The sequence below is a fragment of the Actinoplanes sp. CA-030573 genome (assembly GCF_050951115.1).
Classification (GTDB): domain Bacteria; phylum Actinomycetota; class Actinomycetes; order Mycobacteriales; family Micromonosporaceae; genus Actinoplanes.
In genome coordinates, this window is the sequence record NZ_CP192038.1 from 2,863,774 (window position 1) to 2,880,227 (window position 16,454).

The window sequence follows — 16,454 nt, forward strand, 5'->3', positions numbered from 1 at the left end:
CGGGCATCCATGCAGGGGGATGCCCGGTCCTCGGCCGATCCGGGCCCTGGGCTGGTTCCGGGCGGCGCCGACGCCCGACCACTTCATCGCGGCGCTCTATCTGGCCGGTCTCGCCGCCGCCGACCGCGAGGCGGACACGTCGGGCGCCGGCGGCTCCTCGCGTCCGCCGGCCGGGCTGCCGCCGGACGGCTCCAACATCTGAGCGGGCAATCCGGCCAAGACAGTCATGAAAGCAGCGGGACGCTGTTTGAGGGTGCCGAAGCCGGGCAAGCGCTGCCCATCCGGTCCCGGATCCGAAGGAGCACCCGATGAGCAAGCCCACCGTTGCCGACCACCTGCTCGGACGACTGCGTGAGTGGGGCGTGGAGAAGGTCTTCGCCTATCCCGGTGACGGCATCAACGGCATCCTCGCCGCCTGGGGACGGGCCGGCGACCGGCCCACGTTCGTGCAGGCCCGGCACGAGGAGATGGCGGCCTTCGAGGCGGTCGGCTACGCCAAGTTCACCGGCCGGATCGGCGTCTGCATGGCGACCTCCGGGCCGGGTGGGATCCACCTGCTCAACGGCCTGTACGACGCGAAGCTCGACCACGTGCCGGTGGTGGCGATCGTGGGACAGACCGCCCGTACCGCGATCGGTGGCTCCTACCAGCAGGAGGTCGACCTGCTCAGCCTGTTCAAGGACGTCGCCGGCGACTACGTGCACATGGTCACCGTGCCCGAGCAGCTGCCGAACGTGCTGGACCGGGCCATCCGCATCGCGCTCGCCGAGCGGGCGCCGACCGCGGTCATCATCCCGTCCGACGTCCAGGAGCTGGAGTACTCGGCGCCGGGGCACGAGTTCAAGATGGTGCCCTCCAGCCTCGGCGTCGACTGGCCGACCGTGGCCCCCGACGACGGGGCGATCGCCCGCGCCGCCGAGATCCTCAACGCCGGCGGGAAGGTCGCCATCCTGGCCGGCACCGGCGCCCGCAACGCCCGGGCCGAGCTCGAGCAGGTCGCCGACCTGCTGGGCGCGGGAGTGGCGAAGGCGCTGCTGGGCAAGGACGTGCTCTCCGACGAGCTGCCGTACGTGACCGGCTCGATCGGGCTGCTCGGCACCCGGCCCAGCTACGAGATGATGCGGGACTGCGACACGCTGCTGACGGTCGGCTCGAACTTCCCGTACACCCAGTTCATGCCCGAGTTCGGCCAGGCGCGGTCGGTGCAGATCGACATCGACGCCAAGTACATCGGCATGCGGTACCCGTACGACGTCAATCTCGTCGGCGACGCCGGCGCGACGCTGCGCGCGCTGATCCCCCACCTGCGCCGTAAGGAGGACCGCTCGTGGCGGGAGACGATCGAGCACAACGTCGCACGCTGGTGGCAGGTGATGGAGGCCGAGGCCCTGGTCGACGCCGAGCCGATCAACCCGATGCGGCTGTTCCACGAGCTGTCGCCGCTGCTCCCGGACAACGCCATCGTCACCGCCGACTCCGGCTCCTCGGCCAACTGGTACGCCCGTCACCTGCGCTTCCGCGGCCACATGCGGGGCTCGCTGTCCGGCACCCTGGCCACCATGGGACCCGGCGTGCCGTACGGGATCGGTGCGAAGTTCGGCCTTCCCGACCGCCCGGTGATCGTCTTCGCCGGCGACGGTGCCATGCAGATGAACGGGCTCGCCGAGCTGATCACCATCAAGCACTACTGGCAGCAGTGGGCCGATCCCCGCCTGATCGTCGCGGTGCTGCACAACAACGACCTCAACCAGGTCACCTGGGAGATGCGGGCGATGGGCGGCGCACCGTCGTTCCTGCCCTCACAGACGCTGCCCGACGTCGACTACGCGGGGTTCGCGACGAGTCTGGGCCTGTACGGCGTCAAGGTCGACAAGCCGGATCAGGTCGCGGCCGCCTGGCAGCGGGCCCTGGCCGCGGACCGGCCGACCGTGCTCGACGTGTACACCGACCCGGACGTGCCGCCGATCCCGCCGCACTCCACCTTCGAGCAGATGAAGGACGCGGCCGGTGCGCTGCTCAAGGGCGACAGCAGCCGCTGGGGGATCATCCGGGAGGGCGCCAAGACCAAGGTGCAGGAGTTCCTGAACTAAGGCGTGGTGAGCCGCTCGAGCAGTCCCGTGATCTCCAGTGTCCGCCGGGTGATGCCGGACGGGTTGGCGAGCAGGAAGGCCACGCCCTGCCGGTTCGCCGCCTCACGCGCCAGCAGGAAGGCGTGGATGCCGGACGAGTCGCAGAAGGTGACGCCGGCTACGTCGATCACCAGCCGCTTCGGACGATCCTTCTCGAGCGTGGTCGCGACGCGTCGCTGCAGCAGGCCGGTGGTGGCCATGTCAAGGTCGCCGGTCATGGCGAGGCGGACCACGCCGTCGCCGTCCCGATGGCTGGTGATGTTCATGCCTCGCCCCCTCGACCGCTGCCGCCGGCTTGCACACCCGCGCCCGGACACGGCCGGAGCTCGGCGCGTACCTTCTTCCCTCCTTCGTGCGACAGCACGTACCACCGGAGGGTCATCGCCTCGATGATCCGCAGACCGAGGCCGCCGGTGCCGTCCGGCGATCGGGGCGCGGGCACCACCGAGGAGCCGTCCGCGACCGAGACGGTCACCTGGGCGCCGTGCGCCTCCACCTCGAGGACGATCTGCCCGCCGCCGTGGCGGACCGCGTTGGTCACCAGCTCACTGACAACCGCCATCGCCGTGTCGCCCCACTCGGGGTCGCGCAGCCCCCACCCGCCCAGCACCGACGAGACCACGCCACGGGCCCAGCCCGGCGCCGACTCGTCCAGCGGCAGGTCGAAGTGCGCCGTCAGGGTACTCATCTACCACTTCACCGCCTCGCTTCCGTCCCCGCCGACATCAACGATTACCGCGAAAATACCGCAGCGGTGAGCGGCTTTACCCAGGCCCCCGCTCGGCCATTCCTGGGTCCGCGGGAGCGGGCATCCCGGCCGGGCCCCTCACCCCCACACGGAGAGCCGGTCGAACTCATCGCGGACGATGCGATAGCAGTCGCAGGCGACGTCCTCGAGCCCGGGCCGGTCGGTGATCGTGATGGCGCCCCGGCGGTAGCCGATCAGGCCGGCGGCCTGCAGGAGCCCGGCGGTCAGCGACACCGTGGCCCGGCGTACCCCGAGCATCTGGGCCAGGAACTCCTGGGTGAGCGGGAACCGGTGGTCATCCACCCGGTCGGCGGTCATCAGCAGCCACCGGGCGGCTCGTTCCTCCGTGCTGTGCAGGCGGTTGCAGGCGACGTTCTGCGACAGCTGGACCATGGTGGCCTGGATGTAGCGGTGCAACTGCCGATGCAGGGAGCCGTCACCGACCAGCACCTCCCGCAGATCCTCCACGGTCATCCGGAGCGCGGCCCCCGGCACCTGACTGACCACCACGTTGGGACTGGCGGCGACCCCGAGGAACGCCGGCAGGCCGGCCATGCCCTCGCGGCCGATCGTGGCCACCTCGACGGCGACCTCGTCGTCGATCGTGGAGATCATCGAAAGCACGCAGGTCAGCGGGAAGTACACGTCGTGGATGGGCTTGCCGGTCTCGTACACCGACTGCTTCACGTCCAGCTCGACCCGGTGCATCCGGTCGCGCATCCGCTCCCATTCGGCCTCCGGGATCGCGGACAGGACGAAGTTGCCGCTGCGACCGTTGCCGGCGCGCTCCTCATCGATCATCGGACGACCTCCGTCGGCGGGAACGGGCGCGTACCCCGCTCGCGTCGCTATATGCCAGGTACCGTACAGATGCCTACACTTGGGCTATGTCAGGCGGCGTACACAGCAGCGGATCGCGGGCATTCGACGTGGTGGTGATCGCCGCGTCGTACGGCGGGCCGGCCGCCGTCGGTGAGGTCTGCGCCGCCCTGCCGGCCGACTTCCCGGCCACGGTGCTGGTCGTCCAGCACCGCCCGCCCACCATCGACACGTTCCTGGCCACCGCCCTCGGCCGGCGTGCCGCCCTGCCGGTCACGCTCGCCCGCGGCGGGCAGCGGGTCGGCGACTCCGGCATCCTCGTCGTGCCCGCCCGGCACAGTGGCACCATCGGCGTGGACGGCCTGCTGGATCTCGTGCCCTCGGCGAGTCACCGCCTCGCCGACCCCCTCATGGCCAGCGTGGCCCAGCGGCACGGTCCGCGCGCGCTCGGCGTGGTCCTGACCGGCCGGCTCGACGACGGCGCCGCCGGCGTGCGTGCCCTCAAACGGGCCGGCGGGCGGTCGGTCGTGCAGGAGCCGGCCACCGCGGTGGCCGGTGACATGCCGTCGGCCGCGCTCGCCACCGGGTGCGTCGACCTCGTCATGCCGCTCGACCGGATAGCCGCCACCCTGGTCGCGCTGACCATGGCGCCGGGGGCCGCCGACCTGTTCCGGGTGCCGCCGTCGCCGTGGGCCACGGTCGCGGCCTGACCGGACCCGGCTCCCGATCTCGCGCCGCGGGCGCGGATGGATCGCTCCGGGGTGGGTAGTCGGCAGGTCATGAGCGATGAAACCGAAGGTGTCTGGCGCGACGAGAGCTCGCTGCCGTTGTCCGAGCTGACCCGGGCCATGGCGTCGAACTCGCAGGACGGGCAGGTGGACGATCTGACCGGCGAGGACGCCGGCGCCGAGGAGGAGTACGGCCACGGCCCCGCGGCGGGCGATCCGGAGGCGACCTCCGAGGAGGGCCGCCGGCTCCGGCCGTCACCGGACGGGACCACTCCCTTCGGGCGGACCGGGCCCAACTGACCCGGCGGCTCCATTGTTGCCCGCTCGGTCTTCATCGCGAACGAGGAGCTCGGCGGCCTCGCCGCCCGCCTCGACCGGTGACGCCGGGAGTACGAGGGCCTCGAACGGGGTAGTGAGCTGGCTCCGATCGAGAGAAGGATGGTCATGGCGGACATCGTGCAGGTGATCAAGGCGCAGCACCGTCAGGTGGACGAGCTGCTCGACCAGGCGGCCGAGGACGGCACCGACACCGCCGCGCTGCTCAAGCAGGTCGCGCAGCTGCTGATTCCGCACTCGCAGGCGGAGGAGGACTTCGTCTACCCGGCCATCCGGGCCAAGGCCACCGACGCGGGCGACGAGGTGCAGGACGGCGTCGCCGAGCACCACCAGATCGAGGAGATGCTGCAGAACCTGCTGCGCGGCGAACCGGGCGACGCCGGTTACGACGGCACCCTGGCTGCCATTACCGGCGAGCTGCGCCACCACGTGCAGGAAGAGGAGGAAGAGCTTCTTCCCCTGCTCGAGAAGCACAGCACCGCCGAGGAACGCGAGGAGATGGGCCGCCGGTTCGCCGCCGCGACGACCGGGGAGACCGGCACGCCGGCCGAGGACCTCACCCGCGACGAGCTCTACGAGCGTGCCCGGCAGCAGGACGTGCCGGGCCGCTCCGGGATGAGCAAGGACGAGCTGGCCGAGGCCGTCGAACTCGACTCCTGAGTTACCTCGGCGGTCTCAGCGCCCAGGGCGACTCGGGCGCTGAGCGCCGGACCGTGGCGTTCTCAGGCGGCCTCGCCGGATGCGCCGAGCTGGATGCCGAGCCGGCGTTCCAGCTCGGCGTTCTGGGCCTCGCGCAGCGTCGCTAGCGTGGCGATCAGGCCGCTGCGCAGATGTCCGCAGAGCGTGCAGCCGGTGTCGTGGCAGCCCTGCTGGTGCAGCCGGGCGACCATCAGCAGTGTCACCTCGATGTCGAAGACTTGGGACCCGGAACGCTGCATCCAATGCATTCCGCTATGCCGGTCAATGTAGCCACGTACCTCGTGCTCACTGATGCCGTAGCTCGCGGCTGTGTGTACGGTCAGATCGAGGATGTGCTGCACGGCCTGGAGGTCTTCCATGCGCCTTCCTCCGCGGCTTAGCGATCGGCAGCCTGGACCGGCTGCCGGAGGATCGTGCGGAGCTTGTCGGCCGGCACCCTGCGGGCATCACTGAGGTAGATTTCGTGATGTTTGCCGACCATGGTCAGGCCGTTACCGGGAATGAACTCGTCGTGCATGCGCGCCAGCACTTCGCCTTCGTCGTCGTAGGAACCGACGTGTAGCACCTGGACGCACCGGCCCTCGGACAGCGACTCGAGGCGAACGTCGTGCAGCCGTCGTGCCGAATCACCTTGGGAAGCGACCTGTTTGACGGCGTCATCGATCAAGTCCTGGTCGATCCAGTCGGGGACCATGATCATAAGCGTCCAGTACCACGCCTCGCGTGACTTGAGGAAGGCGCTCATGTCGTCTGCCCACCAGAGGCCCTCCAGGGGCATGACGACGTAATCGCGGCCGAGCGTCAGCTTGCTGGCGAACTTCAGCTTGTACGCCAGCGGATAGAGCGCAGCCGTCGCCTCGCCGAACGCGGATGTGTTGGGATCGCCGTGGCCGTCGATCATCAGATATTGGAGCTCGGGGACGTCGACGAGCTGGAACTGACCCTTCCGGGCGCGATAGGCTTCGATTTCTTTCTTGAAGTCAACCTTGTCCGTCATCGGGCACCTGGGCTCGCGCGGCGAGCCACGACCTTTCCGCTTCGAGGAGACTCAGCGAATATGAAAAGACCTCGCGTGCCGGCATTCCGAGAGGCGCCTGAGTCCACTCGGCGTGTTTGACGGCGGCGATACGGGCGTCGATCTGAGCGAGTCGCTCACGTATGGCCTTTCGGTAGTCCGATTCCGAGATCAACGCCAGGTTCGACACACCGACAAGAAGTGGGTGTGCCACAGGAAGAAGTTCTTGGATAAGGGCGAGTGTGCACCGCGCGGCGGTTTCCCGTCCCCGTTTCGTCGCGTGGAATACACGCCGAGACGTGGCGGCTCCCGATGCCTCCGAAGCGTGTATGAGGCCGCGCTTCTCGAGTTTGGACAGCAAGTAGTAGATGGACGAGAAGCCAATCTCCGTCCACTGGCGGATACCACGGACTTCGATGATCTTTTCCAGGTCGTAGCCGTGCTGCGGTTGTTCGATGATGAGCCCGAGCACGACCAGCTCGGACTGCGTCAGCTCCACGGCAGTACTCTAGTACTAGAATACAAATCCGCAAGGTCTGGTTCATGACACCGCTCGGAGTCCTTGCGGAGCGGTCGCTGCTCGAGCCGTCTAACCAGCTCAACGAGCCAGTCCCGCTCGGCTCGCAACATGTGAGCGCGGTACGCCGCCGCGGCCGACGCGGCGTCTCCGCTCGTCGCCGTGGTCAGGGCTTTCTGCAGGTGGGCTACTCTTTCGCGGAGCGCGTCGGCGGCCTCAGACGCGTCCAACATGTCTATCCATATCAATGCAGTGGCGAGCGTCGACGGGTCCGTGCCGGCGCCCCGAAGCATGGCGGCAAGGGAGCGCCGCAGCTCCTGCCGGCCATGTTCAGTGCTGACGTATGCGGTGTGTTCCGGCCGGCGTCCGGTCCGGTGTGTCCCCTCGGTGGCGACGAGTCCCCGGCGTTCGAGTGTTGTCACGGCGTGGTAGATCGAGCCGGCGGACCGGCGCACGCTCGCCATTTGCCCCCGTATTCGCAGCTCGTGAAGCATGCGGTAGGGGTGCATCGGTCCTTCCTGGAGTAGTGCTAGAACGGCGAGGGCAATCGGGGTGACGGTGGCACGCGGCGGCATGTCGTCTCCTGGCGGCCGGATGCGGTGGGCTTGAGCTGGAGCATAGGGCGCGCGGACCGGCCGAAGTGCCGGTCGGCGGAGGCCAATGCCTCGCCGGCGGTCATTCGTTCGCGAAGCAAACCCGGAATTGCCTGGTCGGAGCCGTACGGTGACAGTTATTGATCTTTAAAGTTCGAAATTCAAATAGGTGGGGGGATGGCTGTTTGCGGGTGATTTCTCCCGGTCGCGCGGATTAGGGGAATGTTGATGGAATCGGTCCGCTATAGACTGTCCACACAGCTCAGTGGGAAATTGCCGACTCAAGGTTCACGGTTGCGCGCCGCTCGATTGTTCTTGTACGGTGGCCCCATCACGGCAGCCGAACCAATCATCGATGCGTGCCGATGTTAGGCAAGATCAATATATTGATCGCGATGAGAGCGTTCGCCTGCCCGTGTTTGAGTCGAAGCCGGGGGGAACGTGTCTTCGTACAGCTCAAGCTCGGTTGGGCAAGACCGATCGACGGTATCCAGAAACGCTTCTCGCAATGTTGTCCCATCTCTAGGAATGCCCACGCGTTGGTACAATTTCCTGGGTGATCTGCCCGGTCCCGTGCCGCCCATTCGCGATTCCGGGAGCCCATCCGCGGCGGAGATCGCGGCGCGGGTACGGCCGCGGGCCCTGATCGAGCAGAACGGCGCCACGGAGCAATGGGTCCCGATGCCCGGACCGGTCGCCGAGCGGCTGCGCGAGTGCGGTCGCCCGACGCCGCTGCACCGCGCCCGCCGGCTGGAGAGGCACCTCGGCACTGGCGCGCGGATCTACCTCAAGCGGGAGGACGTGCTGCCCACCGGCAGCTTCAAGCTGAACACGGCGATCGCGCAGGCGTACTACGCGGCCGAGGAGGGACGCACCACGCTGGTCACCGAGACCGGGGCCGGCCAGTGGGGCATGAGCGTCGCGCTGGCGGCGCGGATGTTCGGCCTGCGTGCCGAGATCTTCATGGTCCGGTGCTCGCTCGAGCAGAAGCCCTACCGCCGGCATTACATGGAGCTGCTCGGAGCCCGGGTGCGGTCTTCTCCGTCGGGCGAGACGGCCATCGGCCGCAAGATACTGGCCGAGAACCCGGGTCATCCCGGCAGTCTCGGCACCGCGATCAGCGATGCCTTCGAGCGCGCCCTGAGCAACCCGTCCGCCGCCTACTTGGCCGGTAGCGGCATGCCGCACGTCTATCTGCATCAGACGCTGCTGGGGCTGGAGGTCGCGGCCCAGCTCAAGGCGCACGGCGAGGAGCTCGGCGTGGCGGGCCGCGGTGACCACCTCATCGCCTGCTCGGGTGGCGGCAGCAACCTCTGCGGCCTGATCGGCCCGCACCTGCGGGCCAAGGCCGAGGGAGCGGACCTGCGCTTCCTGGCCGCCGAGTCCACCGCGGCGCCTCGGCTAACCCAGGGCACCTACGCCTACGGGCGCACCGACCTCGGCGGGTTCACGCCCGAGGTGCTCGGCTACACCATGGGTGAGAGCTTCATCCCGCCACCCAACCACGTCGGCGGCCTGCGCAACCACCACAGTTCCGCCCTGGTCAGCCTGCTGCGTCACGAGGGCGTGCTGGACGCGGTCGCCTTCGACCAGCGGACGGCTCTCGAGGCCGGCCGACTGCTGCTGCAGACCGAGGGCCTGCTGCTCGCGCCCGAAGGTAGCCACGCCGTCGCAGCGGCCCTCGAGGTCGTGGCCAAGTCCGACGCGGAGCGGCTCACCCCGGTGATCGTCATCCTGGCCAGCGGCTCGGGTTTCCTCGATCTCCAGGGCTACCACGAAGTACTGCTCGAGGCATAGCACCACCCGGCGATGGGAAGCCACATGCGCTTGGCATCATTTCGACCGCAGCCCGGTGTCCACTGCGAGACGACGACTCTCCGCAACATGTTGCATCACGCCGGCGCCGACATCTCCGAACCGATGCTGTTCGGCCTTGGCCAAGGCATCGACTTCCAGTACTGGGACGCCCCCGGCCCCGGCCGCGGCACGCCCATGCTGACCGGCCGGATCGGACCGGCTCTGCTCTCCCGCAACGCCTGCTCGGCGCTCGGTGTGGACCTGCGTGAATCGCGGGCGTCCGACCCCGAGGCGGCGCGAGCCGCGGCGGCGGAGCTGCTCGAGGGGGGCCACGTGGTCGGCGTGTCGGTGGACATCTTCTACCTGGACTACTTCTCGTCGCGCAGCCACTTCGCTTCGCACTACATTGCACTCTACGGGCTCGACGGCTCTTTCGCCCATGTCGTCGACACCGACCAGCAGGGCGGAGCGCAGACGCTGCCGGAGGACTCATTGCGGAGGGCCCGGGACTCCGGCGAGGGCTTCCTGCCGTCACCCAACCTGCAGCTGTACGTGGAGCGGCTGCCGCGTCGGCTGACCGACGACCTTGACGCGGTGCTGCGTGAGCAGATCTGGAGCGCCGTGCGATCAACCGCACAGCGGATGGTCGGCGACCGCGGGCAGCGCTCCGGTCTCGGCGCGCTGCGGCGGGCCGCTACCGAGATCGCCGATTGGAAGGACGTCCCGGACGAGCTCGTCGCCGGCGTCGGCCGGTTCTGGCGCTTCGCCGGCACCGGGGGAGCGAACTTCCGCAGGCTCTACCGCGAGTTCCTCACGGAAGCGCGGAGGCGGTCCGGTGACGCCACGCTCGACGAGGCCGTCGACGACTTCGCCGACGTCGAGCGGCAGTGGGACAAGGCGATAGAGCTGCTCATGTCGTACCCCGCCGCGGTCGATCGCCACGGCCGGCTCGCCGACGTCGAGGCCCGGCTGACCGCAATCGCCGACGCCGAGCGGTCCGCCTTCGAACGGCTGCTCACCGTGGCCACTAAGCGGGTCGGTGAGCCGGCTTGACGACCACCCAGGTGAAATCCATCTGCCGGATGTGTCACGGCGGATGTGGCGCCGTCGTGGAGCTGGTCGACGGTGTCCCGGCCGACATCCACGGCGATCCGGACAGCCCGACCAGCGAGGGCTACTTCTGCGTCAAGGGCAAGGCGTCACTCGACCTGCTGCGCAGTCCGGAAAGGCTGACCACCCCGCTGGTGCGGACCGGCCCCCGCGGCTCGGGCGCGTTCGAGCCGATCAGTTGGGAGGCCGCCCTCGACCGGGTCGCCAGCGGCCTCACCGCCACCATCGACCGGCACGGCCCCGAATCGGTCGTCCTCGGGCAGGGAACTGACCGCAACTACCAGGAGTGGGTCTTCCGGCTGGCCAACGCGATCGGCACGCCGAACGTTGTCGGGCCGGCGCACGTGTGCTTCTACCCCCGCGTGATGGCGTCGATCCTGACGTACGGCGGGTTCACCTTCTGCGACTACGAGGGTGACCCCGAGGTGGTCCTGCTCTGGGGCAGCAACAAACCGAACACCCACTCCGACGGCGTGATCGGGGTGAAGCTGCTGCGCGCCATGGAGCGGGGCAGCCGTGTCATCACCGTTGATCCTCGCCGGACGCAGACCGCCTCCCGCTCGGCCCTGCACCTCGCCATCCGGCCCGGCACCGACGGCGCCCTCGCCCTCGGCATGATCAAGATCGTCATCGACGAGGGCTGGTACGACCACGACTTCGTCGCCGAGCACACCCACGGTTTCGACGAGCTCGCCGCGCATGTCCGGCCGTACGCCGTGGACCGGGTAGCTGAGATCACGGGGCTCGACGGCGGGCTCATCCACGAGGCGACTCGCGCGTACGCCCAGGCCGCACGAGCCTGCATCGAGGCGGGCACCGGGCTGTCGCAGAACGAGAACTCCTTCGACACCCACCGGGCGATCGCGATCCTCGCCGCGATCTGCGGCAACATCGACGCCCCCGGCGGCGACCTGATCTGGGACCCAATGCCGATCGAAGGCCGGCGCGCCTTCCCCCGCACCGAGCTGCTCCTCCAGGAGCAGGCCGAGAAGCGGATCGGCGGCGACAAGCACCGGATCCTATCGATGACCGGCTGGGTCGCGCCCGGTGACCTGCACGATGCCGTGGTGAGCGGCTCGCCGTACCCGATCACGTCGCTGGTGATCTTCGGCAGCAACATCCTGGCCTCGCACGAGAACACCGAGCTGGTCCGCGCCTCGCTCGCCAAGCTCGACCTGGTCGTCGTGTGCGACCTGTTCCTGACGCCGACCGCCCGGTACGCCGACGTGGTGCTGCCCACCTCGAGCTGGCTGGAGCGCGACCAGATCGTCGAGTTCAACTCCTACATCGCCGCCCGGCAGAAGGTCGCCACCGTCGACGGCTGCCGCTCCGACGAGGAGATCATCCTCGAGCTCGCCGAACGGCTGGGCCTGAGCCAACACTTCTTCCCGTCGCTGGAGGCCGCCCTCGACGCCAAGCTCGCCGGCATCGACCTGACCTGGAAGCAGTTCAAGGAGATCGGCTACATCCGCAACGAGAAGCGGTACCACAAGTACCGCGACGGCGGGTTCCGTACCCGATCGGGCCGGGTGAACCTAGTGAACAACGGGTTGCGCGCGATGGGCTACGAGCCGTTCCCGACCTTCCGGTTCCCGGCCGAGCCGCGCCCGGAGCTGCCGTATCTGATGACCAGCGCCCACCCGCGCCAGTTCTACAACACCGAGTTCCACCAGCTGCCGACCACCTCGCGCGGCCAGGCGACGGCCCGGTTGACCGTCCACCCGGAGACCGCGCGGCGGGAAGGGCTGGCCGACGGCGACGACGTGGAGATCTACGCGCGGACCGGCGGGCGCGGGGTGCGGATGACGGTCAAGATCTCCGACGCCGTCGCGCCCGACGTGGTGTTCGCCGACGCCGGCTGGTGGTACCCGGACGAGTCCTCAGCCGAAGCGGCGCTGAGGTCCTCGGTCAATCTCCTGACGACCAACGACCGTGCCGACGTGCACATGGGGAGCGCGACGATGAGAGGCGTAGCAGTGGGAATCCGGCGCCCAGTGGCCGGCCGTGGCTAGCGCGCGCGGCAACGTCGCCGCCCGCGTGCCGGAGACCGACGAGGGACTGCAGGGCGACGAGCTGGCCGTCAAGTACGACCAAATGCAACGGCACATCCGCGACAACGGCTGGCTCCAGGACAAGATCGACGACATCCTGGCGGCCGGCATCACCGCCGGACAGGTGCTGGAGCTCGGCTGCGGCCCGGGCTACCTGGGCCTGGAATGGATCCGGCAGGCCGACACCTCGGCCCGGCTGGTCGGCCTCGACATCTCCCCGGCGATGCTGCGGCGGGCCGGTATCAACGCGGCCGGGTACGGCGTCGCGGGCCGGTGCGCCTTCGAGTGCGGCACCGTGCTGGCGCTGCCGTTCCCCGACGACCACTTCGACCACGTCATCAGCGCGTCCTCCCTGCACGAGTGGGAGGACCCGGCTCGCGCCCTGTCCGAGATGCACCGGGTGCTGCGTCCGGGCGGCCGGTACTGCGTCTCCGACCTGCGCCGGGACGTGGACCGCACGACGTTCCAGTTCATGAAGGCCAACATCGCGGCCGACATGCGCCCCGGGTTCCGGACCTCGATCCAGTCGTCGTACCTCACCAGCGAGATCGTGGCGCTGTTGCAAGGCACCGCGCTCGAGACCGCCGTCGTGACCGAAGTGCAGATGGGCATCGTCATCACCGGCAGGAAGGAAGCGTCGTGATTTCACTCGCGGGAGGTTCGCCGGCGATCACCGCCACTCGTGACGGGCGCTTTCCCGGCCGCTCCGGCTTCGCCCCGGCGTGGGACGAGATCCTCGCGACATCCGCCTCGTGGCAGCAGCTGGACTGCGGGCAGTACCTCACCGACTGGTGCGGCTACGCCCCCGACCACGTCGTGGAGAAGTTCGCCGGGGTCAACCACGTCGGCATCTACATGGGCGACTACGACAGTGACGACGAGGTGTTCGGCTGGCATGCCTTCCTGGACGAGCTACGGCTGTCCGGCCGGATCGCGACCGTCGAGATGGGACCGTCGTACATCTCGCCCCGGCAGTACGGCACACCGGGATGGTGGAACTCCATCGTGCTGTCGGACGGGCCGACCATCGAGATGTTCGCCTGCCGCCGGTTCGGGCCGTGGGCCGATCGCCCGGCCGGGGAGAAGGGCCGTCTCATGTCGCACGTCGCCATCGACGTGCACACTCCCGCCGACGTCCGCTACGTGCTGGAGGTCCTCGACCGCGACGTCGACGACCTGGAGAACATCGCCTACACCGAGGGCGACGAGCTCGGGCACACCTACGGGCACCTGCGCAACAACGCCAGCCGGTCGGTGCTCGAGATCGTCTACGAGGCGCCGCGCGACAAGACGGGGCACGGCGATGGCGGTCATTGACATCTCCCCCTACTCCGGCGAGCACTGCGAATCGACGGCGCTGCTGAACATGCTGCGCAACCACGACGTCGAGCTGAGCGAGCCGATGATCTTCGGACTCGGCCAGGGACTGTCGTTCCTGTACTGGCACGCCAAGCAGATGCCCAGCCCCTTTCTCGCCGGACGGGTCAAGCCCGACCAGCTCATGCGCAACGTGGCCGGCGCTCTGGCGATCGAGCTGCGGTCGCAGGAGACCTCGTCGCCGGCCCGGGCCGAGGCCGCTCTGGTGCAGGCCTTGGACGAGGGCGACGTCGTCGGGCTCAAGCTGGACCGCTACTACCTCGAGTACGCGCACGAGAACCACCACTTCGCCGCCCACTATCTGGCCTGCATCGGCTACGAGGACGACAAGTTCGTCGTAGTCGAGACTCGCTCGCTCGGCGTGCAGGCGACCTCGCGGGAGAGCCTGGCCCGGGCCCGGTCGGCGCGGGGGCCGATGTGCTCTCGCAGCCTGTCGGTGCGGGTCGATCCGAGCGGGTACGACGAGTCCATTCTTGGGAAGGCGTGCCAGGCCTCCATCCTGGCCACCGCGCAGGAGTTTCTGAGCCCGCCGATCACCAACATGGGGTTCAAGGGCATCGCCAAGACCGGCTTGCTGATGCGCGACTGGTGGGACCGACTGGAGCATCCCGCCGAGGCGATGGTCATGGTCGGCACCAGCATGGAGGAGGGCGGCACCGGCGGCGGGCTCTTCCGCACGCTGTGGGCGCAGTTCCTCGAGGAGGCGGCGGAGCTCACCGGCATCACCGCCTACGACGAGCTCGCCGTCGGCTACCGCCGCATCTCCCAGCGCTGGACCGATGTGGCAAATCTGCTGCGCGACGCCGACGAGGACGGCGCCCGAGAGGCGCTCGCCGAGGCGGCGTCGATCGTCGGCGCGCTCGCGGCCGACGAGCGCGCCGCGATGGCCCGGCTGGCGGAGGCGTCGCGATGACCACCCTCGCCCGCCCCACCGTGTCGGACTCCCGCCGCCGGCTGCACGACACCCTGGTCTCCCGGGTCGACATCGCGCGCAAGGTGGCCGCGGTGACGTCCCTGGACCGGCCGGCACTCGACGCCTGTGTGGCCGAGGCGCTGGCCGCCACCGTGCAGCACGCGTACCGCAACTCGCCGTTCTACGCCGGCTTTGTCCCGGCTGGTGTCGCCGCGGCGGCCGCCCAAGGCCGGGCGCACGCCTTCGAGGCGATACCTTTCACCACCCGCGAGCACCTCGCCGCGGCGTACCCCCTCGGCATGTTGGCCGTTCCGCGCCGCGACGTGATCCGGTTCGATGAGAGCTCTGGCACCGGCAACGGGCGCCCGATCGCGGCCTTCTTCACGATGGCCGACTGGCTCGAGAACAACCTCACCGTCGCTACGCTGCTCGCCGCCGTGCTCGACGAGCGGGACGTCGCAGCCATCGCGGTCCCGTACGAGCTGGCCGGTGTCGGCCAGGATCTCGACCGGGCCATCGAGGTCCTCGGGTGCACGATCGTGCCGCTCGGCGCCGCCTCGCCGGCCTGCACCCCCGACCGGATGGTCGAGGCGCTGCTGCGCTCGGGCGCCACCACCCTAGTGTGCTCGGGCACGCGGGCGCTGTTCCTCGGCGAGATCGCCCGCCGCCGCGGCATCGACCCGCGCCGCGATCTCGCCGTCTCGAAGATCCTGATGGCGGGGGAGGGCGCGTCGCCGGCTAAAAAGCGGCGCCTGGCCGAACAGTGGAACGCCGTCGCGTACTCCATGTTCGGCATGACCGAGACCAACACGCTGGCCTTGTTCTGCCCGGAGCGCGAACTGCACCTGGTCGAGACACGGACGTTCTTCGAGGTGGTCGACCCGGCGTCGGGGGAACGGCTGCCCGACGGCGCGGTCGGCGAGCTGGCCGTGACGACGCTGGCGAGCCGGGCCATGCCGCTGCTGCGATACCGGACCGGCGACGTCTGCCAGATCGAGGCGGCGCCCTGCGGCTGCGGCTCGGTGTTCCGTCGGTTGCGGCACCGCGGCCGCATCGGCGACCGCATACGGGTCGGGGACCGGTGGACCTCTCAGCTGGAGATCGAGGACATCGTCCTGGGCGCGATGACCACCGCGCCGTACTACTTCGCCTTCGACGTCGCTGGGGACGCGCTGGAGATCGCCCTGCCGCCGTCCTGCCTGTACGACGACGCGACCCGCGCGTCGATCGTGGGCGGCGTCCGGGACCGGCTCGGCACAGACGTGACCTTCTGCCGCCTCGACACCGATCGGTTCGAGACGGCGCTGCGCACCTCGGCGAAACCGACGATGCGCACGTTCAGCGCCTACCGGGGAAGAGAGGACCGGCGGTGAGAACCCAGCTGCCGCTGCCCACGCGGCTTCCGATCGACGGCCGATTCGAGATCGACGACACCTGCATCGACTGCCGGCTCTGCAACGACCTGGCACCGGAGAACTTCGACGCAGATCTCGACAACGACGTCCACTACGTCTGCAAACAACCCGAGACGCCCGACGAGCTGGAGCGGGTGCTCGACGCGTTCGACTCGTGCCCGACCGAATCGATCCGGTATCTCGCCCAGCCTACTGAGGAGTGATGGC

20 protein-coding genes are annotated in these 16,454 nt (G+C 69.2%); 13 read left to right on the forward strand and 7 right to left on the reverse strand.

The genetic code is table 11. The features are described from left to right. Nucleotides 1-19 precede the first annotated feature (19 nt). Together ACQP2F_RS13245 and ACQP2F_RS13250 are read left to right on the forward strand one after the other, a co-directional pair. On the forward strand, nucleotides 20-202 hold the full coding sequence (locus tag ACQP2F_RS13245) for a hypothetical protein (RefSeq protein ID WP_433303865.1): 183 nt from the start codon (nucleotides 20-22) through the stop codon (nucleotides 200-202). A gap of 106 nt (nucleotides 203-308) precedes the next feature. Then, nucleotides 309-2,090, forward strand: a complete 1,782-nt coding sequence (locus ACQP2F_RS13250) for a thiamine pyrophosphate-requiring protein (RefSeq protein ID WP_433303866.1) — start codon at nucleotides 309-311, stop codon at nucleotides 2,088-2,090. On the opposite strand, the gene ACQP2F_RS13255 is transcribed toward ACQP2F_RS13250, so the two are convergent. The 3 genes from ACQP2F_RS13255 to ACQP2F_RS13265 form a co-directional block, all read right to left on the reverse strand. After that, the gene (locus tag ACQP2F_RS13255; RefSeq protein ID WP_433303868.1) at nucleotides 2,087-2,395 is read right to left on the reverse strand and encodes an STAS domain-containing protein; all 309 of its coding nucleotides are present in this window, start codon (nucleotides 2,393-2,395) and stop codon (nucleotides 2,087-2,089) included. The genes ACQP2F_RS13250 and ACQP2F_RS13255 overlap by 4 nt on opposite strands. Continuing rightward, nucleotides 2,392-2,817, reverse strand: a complete 426-nt coding sequence (locus tag ACQP2F_RS13260; protein ID WP_433303870.1) for an ATP-binding protein — start codon at nucleotides 2,815-2,817, stop codon at nucleotides 2,392-2,394. Before ACQP2F_RS13260 ends, ACQP2F_RS13255 begins: the two co-directional genes overlap by 4 nt. A 138-nt stretch (nucleotides 2,818-2,955) precedes the next feature. After that, a complete protein-coding gene (locus tag ACQP2F_RS13265) occupies nucleotides 2,956-3,678 on the reverse strand; it encodes a Crp/Fnr family transcriptional regulator (protein WP_433303871.1) in 723 nt (240 codons plus the stop codon). 86 nt (nucleotides 3,679-3,764) lie between these two features. Between ACQP2F_RS13265 and ACQP2F_RS13270 the strand changes: the two genes are divergently transcribed. The 3 genes from ACQP2F_RS13270 to ACQP2F_RS13280 all read left to right on the forward strand — a co-directional run bounded on the left by ACQP2F_RS13270 (nucleotide 3,765) and on the right by ACQP2F_RS13280 (nucleotide 5,420). Continuing rightward, nucleotides 3,765-4,406 (forward strand): chemotaxis protein CheB, encoded by a 642-nt coding sequence (locus ACQP2F_RS13270; protein WP_433303874.1) that lies wholly within the window; start codon nucleotides 3,765-3,767, stop codon nucleotides 4,404-4,406. Nucleotides 4,407-4,475: 69 nt separating this feature from the next. Then, nucleotides 4,476-4,724, forward strand: coding sequence for a hypothetical protein (locus ACQP2F_RS13275; protein WP_433303876.1), 249 nt, complete (start codon nucleotides 4,476-4,478; stop codon nucleotides 4,722-4,724). 144 nt (nucleotides 4,725-4,868) lie between these two features. Further along, nucleotides 4,869-5,420, forward strand: a complete 552-nt coding sequence (locus tag ACQP2F_RS13280; protein WP_433303878.1) for a hemerythrin domain-containing protein — start codon at nucleotides 4,869-4,871, stop codon at nucleotides 5,418-5,420. A 62-nt stretch (nucleotides 5,421-5,482) separates the two neighbouring features. Here ACQP2F_RS13280 and ACQP2F_RS13285 read toward each other — a convergent pair whose 3' ends face one another. From ACQP2F_RS13285 to ACQP2F_RS13300, 4 genes are read right to left on the reverse strand one after another with little or no spacing between them, the layout of a single operon-like run. Continuing rightward, on the reverse strand, nucleotides 5,483-5,818 hold the full coding sequence (locus ACQP2F_RS13285; RefSeq protein ID WP_433303880.1) for a hypothetical protein: 336 nt from the start codon (nucleotides 5,816-5,818) through the stop codon (nucleotides 5,483-5,485). Nucleotides 5,819-5,835: 17 nt separating this feature from the next. Further along, a complete protein-coding gene (locus tag ACQP2F_RS13290; RefSeq protein ID WP_433303881.1) occupies nucleotides 5,836-6,456 on the reverse strand; it encodes a GyrI-like domain-containing protein in 621 nt (206 codons plus the stop codon). Continuing rightward, on the reverse strand, nucleotides 6,440-6,973 hold the full coding sequence (locus tag ACQP2F_RS13295) for a PadR family transcriptional regulator (RefSeq protein WP_433303883.1): 534 nt from the start codon (nucleotides 6,971-6,973) through the stop codon (nucleotides 6,440-6,442). Before ACQP2F_RS13295 ends, ACQP2F_RS13290 begins: the two co-directional genes overlap by 17 nt. After that, nucleotides 6,964-7,566: a PadR family transcriptional regulator gene (locus ACQP2F_RS13300; RefSeq protein ID WP_433303885.1), complete on the reverse strand. Its 603-nt coding sequence runs from the start codon at nucleotides 7,564-7,566 to the stop codon at nucleotides 6,964-6,966. Before ACQP2F_RS13300 ends, ACQP2F_RS13295 begins: the two co-directional genes overlap by 10 nt. A gap of 546 nt (nucleotides 7,567-8,112) precedes the next feature. Here ACQP2F_RS13300 and ACQP2F_RS13305 point away from each other — a divergent pair. From ACQP2F_RS13305 to ACQP2F_RS13340, 8 genes are all read left to right on the forward strand, one after another. Continuing rightward, a complete protein-coding gene (locus ACQP2F_RS13305) occupies nucleotides 8,113-9,381 on the forward strand; it encodes a TrpB-like pyridoxal phosphate-dependent enzyme (RefSeq protein WP_433303887.1) in 1,269 nt (422 codons plus the stop codon). An 87-nt stretch (nucleotides 9,382-9,468) separates the two neighbouring features. Next, entirely contained in the window at nucleotides 9,469-10,434 is a 966-nt protein-coding gene (locus tag ACQP2F_RS13310; protein ID WP_433303889.1) for a BtrH N-terminal domain-containing protein, read from the forward strand. 56 nt (nucleotides 10,435-10,490) lie between these two features. Continuing rightward, complete coding sequence (locus ACQP2F_RS13315) at nucleotides 10,491-12,503, forward strand: molybdopterin-containing oxidoreductase family protein (protein ID WP_433303891.1); 2,013 nt, start codon at nucleotides 10,491-10,493, stop codon at nucleotides 12,501-12,503. Beyond that, nucleotides 12,496-13,185 carry a class I SAM-dependent methyltransferase gene (locus ACQP2F_RS13320; protein ID WP_433303893.1) on the forward strand — a complete coding sequence of 230 codons (690 nt, stop codon included), beginning with the start codon at nucleotides 12,496-12,498 and terminating at the stop codon, nucleotides 13,183-13,185. Before ACQP2F_RS13315 ends, ACQP2F_RS13320 begins: the two co-directional genes overlap by 8 nt. Then, a complete protein-coding gene (locus ACQP2F_RS13325; protein ID WP_433303895.1) occupies nucleotides 13,182-13,859 on the forward strand; it encodes a hypothetical protein in 678 nt (225 codons plus the stop codon). The genes ACQP2F_RS13320 and ACQP2F_RS13325 overlap by 4 nt, the downstream gene beginning before the upstream one ends. Next, the gene (locus ACQP2F_RS13330; protein WP_433303897.1) at nucleotides 13,846-14,832 is read left to right on the forward strand and encodes a BtrH N-terminal domain-containing protein; all 987 of its coding nucleotides are present in this window, start codon (nucleotides 13,846-13,848) and stop codon (nucleotides 14,830-14,832) included. Before ACQP2F_RS13325 ends, ACQP2F_RS13330 begins: the two co-directional genes overlap by 14 nt. Beyond that, a complete protein-coding gene (locus ACQP2F_RS13335) occupies nucleotides 14,829-16,205 on the forward strand; it encodes a phenylacetate--CoA ligase family protein (RefSeq protein WP_433303899.1) in 1,377 nt (458 codons plus the stop codon). Before ACQP2F_RS13330 ends, ACQP2F_RS13335 begins: the two co-directional genes overlap by 4 nt. Then, nucleotides 16,202-16,450: a ferredoxin gene (locus ACQP2F_RS13340; RefSeq protein WP_433303900.1), complete on the forward strand. Its 249-nt coding sequence runs from the start codon at nucleotides 16,202-16,204 to the stop codon at nucleotides 16,448-16,450. The genes ACQP2F_RS13335 and ACQP2F_RS13340 overlap by 4 nt, the downstream gene beginning before the upstream one ends. Nucleotides 16,451-16,454: the final 4 nt, after the last annotated feature.

Excerpts from the sequence above, each read along its gene's own strand:
- ACQP2F_RS13245 (WP_433303865.1), top strand. The coding sequence starts at position 20 with ATGCCCGGTCCTCGGCCGATCCGGGCCCTGGGCTGGTTCCGGGCGGCG.
- ACQP2F_RS13250 (WP_433303866.1), top strand. The coding sequence starts at position 309 with ATGAGCAAGCCCACCGTTGCCGACCACCTGCTCGGACGACTGCGTGAG.
- ACQP2F_RS13255 (WP_433303868.1), bottom strand. The coding sequence starts at position 2,395 with ATGAACATCACCAGCCATCGGGACGGCGACGGCGTGGTCCGCCTCGCC.
- ACQP2F_RS13260 (WP_433303870.1), bottom strand. The coding sequence starts at position 2,817 with ATGAGTACCCTGACGGCGCACTTCGACCTGCCGCTGGACGAGTCGGCG.
- ACQP2F_RS13265 (WP_433303871.1), bottom strand. The coding sequence starts at position 3,678 with ATGATCGATGAGGAGCGCGCCGGCAACGGTCGCAGCGGCAACTTCGTC.
- ACQP2F_RS13270 (WP_433303874.1), top strand. The coding sequence starts at position 3,765 with ATGTCAGGCGGCGTACACAGCAGCGGATCGCGGGCATTCGACGTGGTG.
- ACQP2F_RS13275 (WP_433303876.1), top strand. The coding sequence starts at position 4,476 with ATGAGCGATGAAACCGAAGGTGTCTGGCGCGACGAGAGCTCGCTGCCG.
- ACQP2F_RS13280 (WP_433303878.1), top strand. The coding sequence starts at position 4,869 with ATGGCGGACATCGTGCAGGTGATCAAGGCGCAGCACCGTCAGGTGGAC.
- ACQP2F_RS13285 (WP_433303880.1), bottom strand. The coding sequence starts at position 5,818 with ATGGAAGACCTCCAGGCCGTGCAGCACATCCTCGATCTGACCGTACAC.
- ACQP2F_RS13290 (WP_433303881.1), bottom strand. The coding sequence starts at position 6,456 with ATGACGGACAAGGTTGACTTCAAGAAAGAAATCGAAGCCTATCGCGCC.
- ACQP2F_RS13300 (WP_433303885.1), bottom strand. The coding sequence starts at position 7,566 with ATGCCGCCGCGTGCCACCGTCACCCCGATTGCCCTCGCCGTTCTAGCA.
- ACQP2F_RS13305 (WP_433303887.1), top strand. The coding sequence starts at position 8,113 with ATGCCCACGCGTTGGTACAATTTCCTGGGTGATCTGCCCGGTCCCGTG.
- ACQP2F_RS13310 (WP_433303889.1), top strand. The coding sequence starts at position 9,469 with ATGTTGCATCACGCCGGCGCCGACATCTCCGAACCGATGCTGTTCGGC.
- ACQP2F_RS13330 (WP_433303897.1), top strand. The coding sequence starts at position 13,846 with ATGGCGGTCATTGACATCTCCCCCTACTCCGGCGAGCACTGCGAATCG.
- ACQP2F_RS13335 (WP_433303899.1), top strand. The coding sequence starts at position 14,829 with ATGACCACCCTCGCCCGCCCCACCGTGTCGGACTCCCGCCGCCGGCTG.